The 5,436-nt window shown below is 72.4% G+C and carries 7 protein-coding genes; 5 read left to right on the plus strand and 2 right to left on the minus strand.

Going from position 1 to position 5,436, the window contains the following annotated elements; genetic code table 11:
* The 5 genes from SSOG_RS04265 to SSOG_RS04285 all read left to right on the plus strand — a co-directional run.
* The coding region (locus SSOG_RS04265) for a condensation domain-containing protein (RefSeq protein WP_245606220.1) at window positions 1–1,651 on the plus strand (1,651 nt) is incomplete at its 5' end.
* Complete coding sequence (locus tag SSOG_RS04270; protein ID WP_009712977.1) at window positions 1,648–2,925, plus strand: MFS transporter; 1,278 nt, start codon at window positions 1,648–1,650, stop codon at window positions 2,923–2,925. The genes SSOG_RS04265 and SSOG_RS04270, both read left to right, overlap by 4 nt.
* A 32-nt stretch (window positions 2,926–2,957) precedes the next feature.
* Window positions 2,958–3,164: an MbtH family protein gene (locus tag SSOG_RS04275; RefSeq protein ID WP_009712978.1), complete on the plus strand. Its 207-nt coding sequence runs from the start codon at window positions 2,958–2,960 to the stop codon at window positions 3,162–3,164.
* A 90-nt stretch (window positions 3,165–3,254) separates the two neighbouring features.
* On the plus strand, window positions 3,255–3,665 hold the full coding sequence (locus tag SSOG_RS04280) for a CoA-binding protein (protein ID WP_009712979.1): 411 nt from the start codon (window positions 3,255–3,257) through the stop codon (window positions 3,663–3,665).
* Window positions 3,666–3,706: 41 nt separating this feature from the next.
* Window positions 3,707–4,192 carry a GNAT family N-acetyltransferase gene (locus SSOG_RS04285; protein WP_009712980.1) on the plus strand — a complete coding sequence of 162 codons (486 nt, stop codon included), beginning with the start codon at window positions 3,707–3,709 and terminating at the stop codon, window positions 4,190–4,192.
* 3 nt (window positions 4,193–4,195) lie between these two features.
* On the opposite strand, the gene SSOG_RS04290 is transcribed toward SSOG_RS04285, so the two are convergent.
* Both SSOG_RS04290 and SSOG_RS04295 read right to left on the minus strand, forming a co-directional pair.
* The gene (locus SSOG_RS04290; RefSeq protein ID WP_009712981.1) at window positions 4,196–4,750 is read right to left on the minus strand and encodes a YbaK/EbsC family protein; all 555 of its coding nucleotides are present in this window, start codon (window positions 4,748–4,750) and stop codon (window positions 4,196–4,198) included.
* Window positions 4,751–4,794: 44 nt separating this feature from the next.
* Entirely contained in the window at window positions 4,795–5,367 is a 573-nt protein-coding gene (locus tag SSOG_RS04295) for a helix-turn-helix domain-containing protein (protein ID WP_039940624.1), read from the minus strand.
* Window positions 5,368–5,436 lie beyond the last annotated feature (69 nt).

A 5,436-nucleotide genomic window follows, 5' to 3' on the forward strand; every position in this document is an offset into this window, starting at 1 on the left:
TGTCGCGCCGCGCACCCCGATGGAGAGCCGGATCGCGGCGATCTGGGCCGATGTCCTCGGCCTGGACCGGGTCGGCGTGCACGACAACTTCTTCGACCTCGGCGGGGATTCCATCCTGAGCATCCAGGTCGTCTCCCGCGCCCGCCAGTCGGGGCTGGCGCTGACCACCAAGGACCTGTTCAGCCACCAGTCGGTGGCCACCCTCGCCGCCGTGACCACGGCCGAACGGGACGAGGGCGGCGCGGAACCGGTGACCGGAGACCTGCCGCTCACCCCGATCCAGCGGTGGTTCTTCGCCACCCACACCGTCAACCCCCATTACTTCAACCAGTCCACCCTGCTGGAGCTGGACCACGAGGTGGACGAGGTGGCGCTGGAAGGGGCGCTGGCCGCCCTGCTCGTCCACCATGACGCGCTGCGGATGCGGTTCACGCAGGAGGGCGGCGAGTGGCGGCAGTACGACCCGGAGCCCGAACCGGGAGCCGTCCTCGCCCGGTACGACCTGTCCGGGCTGCCCGCGCACGAGGCGGACGCGGCGATGGAGCGGACCGCCGACGCCCTGCACGCGGGCTTCGACCTGGGCAGCGGCCCGCTGTTGAAGGCCGCGCTGTTCCGGTTCGGCGACGACCGGCGGCCGTTCCTCTTCCTGACCGCTCACCATCTGGTCATCGACGGGGTGTCCTGGCGGATCGTGCTGGACGACCTGGACATCGCGTACCAGCAGGGCGTACGGGGCGAGCCGGTCGACCTCGGCACCAAGTCGACCTCGTTCCGGGACTGGGCCCGGCAGCTCGCCGAGCAGGTCGCCGACGGCGCCCTGGACCACGAGGCCGACCACTGGGCCGCGGCGCTGGACGCGCGGCCGCTGCCGGTCGACCACGAGCCGTCCGCCCCGGGAGCTTCGGAAGCCTCGGGAGCCCCGGGAACCTCGGAAGCCCCGGACGCCTCGGCAGCCGAGACCCGGGCGGTGCCGGTGGAGATCGACGAGGCGGACACCGAGGCGCTGTTGCGGGCCGCCCCCACCGCGTACCGCACCCGCATCAACGATGTGCTGCTGGCCGCCCTCGCGCTGGCGCTGTCGCGCTGGACCGGCCGGGACCGGATCTCCGTCGAACTGGAGGGCCACGGGCGGGAGGACGTCATCGAGGGCGCCGATCTCTCCCGTACGGTGGGCTGGTTCACCACGATGTACCCCGTCTCCTTCGACGTGCCCGCCGCCCGGGATTCCGCGTCCGTCGACTGGCGCCGCCTGGTCAAGTCGGTCAGGCGTCATCTGCGGGCCGTGCCCGGCAACGGCTTCGGCTTCGGGGCGCTGCGGACCTTCGGCACGGACGCCGTACGGGAGCGGCTGACCGGCACCGGCGCCGGGCCCCAGGTCGTGTTCAACTACCTCGGCCAGTGGGACGCCCGGTCCGCCGAGGCCAAGGACGGTCTCGTCCACGCCGAACACGGCTCCTTCGGCCAGGACCACGACCCGCGCGAGGGCGGTTCGCATCTGCTGGAAGTCGTGGGCGCGGTGCAGAACGGCCGCCTCGGCTTCACCTGGTACTACCGTCCCGGCGTCCACGAGGAGTCGACCGTGGCGGCGGTGGCCGCGGACTTCGCGGACGCGCTGCGCCGTATCGCGCAGGACTGCCGGGGTGCCGTATGAGCGGGGACCGCGCCGTTCCGTCGGACCCGGTGGAGGCGCCACCGTCCGCGCCCCCGCCGGTGCCGCTGGCCCGCAACCGCGGCTACCGGCTGCTGTGGGGCAGCCAGGCGCTGTCGGAGTTCGGGTTCCACGCGTCGATGATCGCGTTCCCGCTGCTGGTGCTGGCGCTCACCGGTTCGGGCGCCGCCTCCGGGCTGGTGATGGGCACGATCGCCGCCGCGCAGATGCTGGCCGGGCTGCCCGCCGGGGTCCTGGTGGACCGGTACGACCGCAAGGCGCTGATGCTCGGCTGCGAGGCGGCCCAGGCGGTGTCCGCCATCAGCCTCGTGGTGGCGGTGTGGGGCGACGCGGCCACCGTGCCGCACATGGTCGCCGTCGCCGCGGTGTTCGGGGCCGCCGCCGCGCTCTTCGAACCGGCGGAGAACGCGGCGCTGCCGCTGCTGGTGGACGACGCCCAGCTGCCCGCGGCGGTCTCGATGAACACGGCGCGGGCGTCGATGGGACAGCTCTCGGGCACCGCCACCGGCGGGTTCCTGTTCGCCGTGGGGCGCTTCGTCCCCTTCCTGGCCGACGCCGTCATGCACACCCTCTCGTTCGTCGCGCTGCTCTTCCTCCGGCTGCCGAAGCCGGAGCGGCCCGCCGCCGCGCCGGGCAGGCTCGGCCACGCCATGCTGACCGGCCTGCGGTGGGTGTGGCAGGAGCGCCGGATCCGGGTCACCATCCTGTGCGCGGTCGTGCTGAACCTGTTCTTCAGCGCCTTCTACCTCGTCGTCATCGTGCTCGCCGGAACCCGGGGGGTGCCCTCCGGGGAGGTCGGGGTGATGGCGGCCATGCTCGGGGTGGGCGGGGTCGCCGGTGCGCTCGCCGCGCCCGTACTCCACGGCCGCCTCGGCGCGTACCGCGCCATAGTGGCGGTGTTCTGGGCGCTGACCGTGCTCACCCCCATCGCCGCCGTCGTGCACAGCGGCTATCTGACCGGGGTGCTGTTCGCCCTGATGGCGCTGTTCCCGCCCACCGCGAACACCGCGATCATGACGGAGCAGCTGCTGCGCACCCCCGACCACCTGCGCGGCAGGCTCACCAGCGTCCTCGCCCTCGCCTGCGGGGCCGCGGGCGCGGCGGGCCCCGCGCTGGGCGGCCTGCTCACCCAGGCCCTGCCCGGCGACCGGGCGATCCTGGTCTGCTCGGCCGGGATGGCGGCCGCGGCCGTCCTCGCCACCGCCAGCCCGACCCTGCGCGGGCTGTCCCGTATCCACCCGGAACCACATCCATAAAAGATCAGTACCGAACGACAGGAGAACAGCTCATGGACGACAACGCCCGCTTCCAGGTGCTCCGCAACGACGAGGACCAGTACTCCCTGTGGCCCGCCGACCTCGACGTCCCCGACGGCTGGCAGACCGTCGGCAAGGAGGGCACCAAGGACGAGTGCTCCGCCTACGTCGACGAGGTGTGGACCGACATGCGGCCGCGCAGCCTGCGCGAGCGCATGGCGGCCGACTCGGCCTCCTGAACGGGCCCCGGCACCCGCCGGGGAATCTCCGGGGCGCGGTGTCCGTTTCCGCCCATGGACACCGGACACCGCACCCGCAGGAGGCACCCCATGTATGGCGACGCGGCGACGATCCGCACGATCCTGGACGAGCTGGGAGACACCTGGGCGGTCGTCGGCCTGTCGTCCAACCAGGCCCGCGCGGCGTACGGCGTGGCCGGGGTGCTCCAGCGCCACGGCAAGCGCGTCGTCCCCGTCCACCCGAAGGCCGAGACGGTGCTCGGCGAGCCGGGGTACGCCACGCTCGCCGACATCCCGTTCCCGGTCGACGTGGTCGACGTCTTCGTCAACTCCGACCTGGCCGGGCCGATCGCCGACCAGGCGGTGGAGATCGGCGCCAAGGCGGTGTGGTTCCAGCTCGGCGTCGTCGATCCGGCGGCGTACGAACGGACCCGGGCGGCGGGCCTTGAGATGGTGATGGACCGCTGCCCCGCCATCGAGATCCCACGGCTGGGCCGGTAAACGATTTGGGAGCGGCACCGCCCGGCGGCTAGCTTCGCTCCATGATCCCCATACGGACCGCCCGCCCCGACGACGCCGCCGAGCTGGTCCGGCTGCGGCGGCTGATGTTCCAGGCGATGCGCGGCAAGGACGAGCCGGGGCCCTGGGAGGCGCGGGCCGAGGAGATCGCACGGCGTCAGTTGAGCGAGCCACAGAGGGTGCTCGGCGCGTTCGTCGTGGACGGGGACGAGCCCGGGGTCCCGCATCTGGCGGCGTGCGCGGTGGGGCGGATGGAGGAGCGACTGCCCGCTCCCGTCCATCCCGCGGGGCGCTTCGGGTTCATCTTCAACGTCTGCACCGACCCCCGCTACCAGGGCCGAGGTTACGCCCGCGCCACGGCGGAGGCGCTGCTCGACTGGTTCGCCGCGCAGGGCGTCACCCGGGTCGACCTGCACGCTACGGACGACGCCGAGCACCTGTACCGCAGCCTGGGCTTCACCGAGCACTCCACCGCCCTGTCACTGGATGTGTCCCGGCGCGGGCGCTGAGTTTTACGTGCCGAGCCCCTCCAGTACCACCGCGCCCGGCAGCCCGGCGAGCACCTTGCCCGGCACGATGAGCTTGCCCCGGCGGCTGCCGCTGCCGATGAGCGCGTACGGGATATCGGCGACGGCGGCGTCCAGCAGGAGCGGCCAGTCGGCGGGCAGCCCGATCGGGGTGATGCCGCCGAACTCCATGGCGCTCTCGCCGGTCGCCGTGTCGATCGGCGCGAACGACGCCTTGCGGGCGCCCAGATGGCGGCGTACGACACCGTTGACGTCCGCACGGGTGTGGGCCAGGACCAGGCACGCGGCGAGCGTGACCTCGCCGCCCCGCTTCCCGGCCACCACCACGCAGTTGGCCGACTGTTCCAGCAGCCAGGAGCCGTAGTTCTCGACGAGCACGGCGGTGTCGGCCTTGTCCGGGTCGGTATCCACGTACAGCACCTGCTCCACCGGGTCAGTGCCGCGCCAGTCGCGCAGCGCGGCGGCCACCGGGGCGGTCAGCAGGTCCAGGCACTCCACGGCGGGACGGACCTCGTCGAAGGCATCCATCGGGGTAGGCATGCGGCTCAAGTTAGCAGGCCGGAAGGGGTGCGCAGACCCGCGCTTCAGCGCGCGGGCGGCACCGAAACCGCCATGGTCATCTCCACCGGTACGTCCCCGTCGTTGCGGTACGTGTGCGGGGTGTTGGCCTCGAAGGCGGCCGAGGTGCCGGTCGGCACGGTGTGCGTCCGGTCCCCGATGACCAGGGTCAGCTCGCCCGCGGTCACCCGCAGCAGCTCGAAGGTACCGGCCGGATGCGGATCGGAGCTGCTGCCGTCGCCCGGCATCAGCCGCCAGTCCCACAGCTCCAACGGCCCCCGCGCCTCCGTCCCGACGAGCAGAACGGTGTGGCTGCCCGCCTCCGTGGACCACATCCGCACCGCCTGCTCGGGCGGTACGAGCCGCACCCGCGCTTCCTGCTCGTAGTCGAGCAGGGTGGTGATGCTCACGCCGAGCGCGTCGGCGAGCTTCACGGTGGTGCCGACACTGGGGTTCGTACGGGCTTGCTCGATCTGGATGATCATGCCCCGGCTGACCCCGGCGCGGGCGGCGAGGGCGTCGAGGGTGTAGCCGCGTTCGTTGCGCCAGCGCTTGAGGTTGCGGGCGAGCGACTGCGTGAGCTGATCGAGGTCCGTCACGGGCATCCCGTCCATCATCAGGAGCCGTCCACTATTGTGAATGGCATAGTCGAACAAATTGAACTACGG

This window comes from Streptomyces himastatinicus ATCC 53653, assembly GCF_000158915.1.
GTDB classification, from domain to species: domain Bacteria; phylum Actinomycetota; class Actinomycetes; order Streptomycetales; family Streptomycetaceae; genus Streptomyces; species Streptomyces himastatinicus.

Bases quoted from the DNA above. Each gene is read 5' to 3' on its own strand.
- SSOG_RS04270 (WP_009712977.1), top strand. From the start codon at position 1,648: ATGAGCGGGGACCGCGCCGTTCCGTCGGACCCGGTGGAGGCGCCACCG.
- SSOG_RS04275 (WP_009712978.1), top strand. From the start codon at position 2,958: ATGGACGACAACGCCCGCTTCCAGGTGCTCCGCAACGACGAGGACCAG.
- SSOG_RS04280 (WP_009712979.1), top strand. From the start codon at position 3,255: ATGTATGGCGACGCGGCGACGATCCGCACGATCCTGGACGAGCTGGGA.
- SSOG_RS04285 (WP_009712980.1), top strand. From the start codon at position 3,707: ATGATCCCCATACGGACCGCCCGCCCCGACGACGCCGCCGAGCTGGTC.
- SSOG_RS04290 (WP_009712981.1), bottom strand. From the start codon at position 4,750: ATGCCTACCCCGATGGATGCCTTCGACGAGGTCCGTCCCGCCGTGGAG.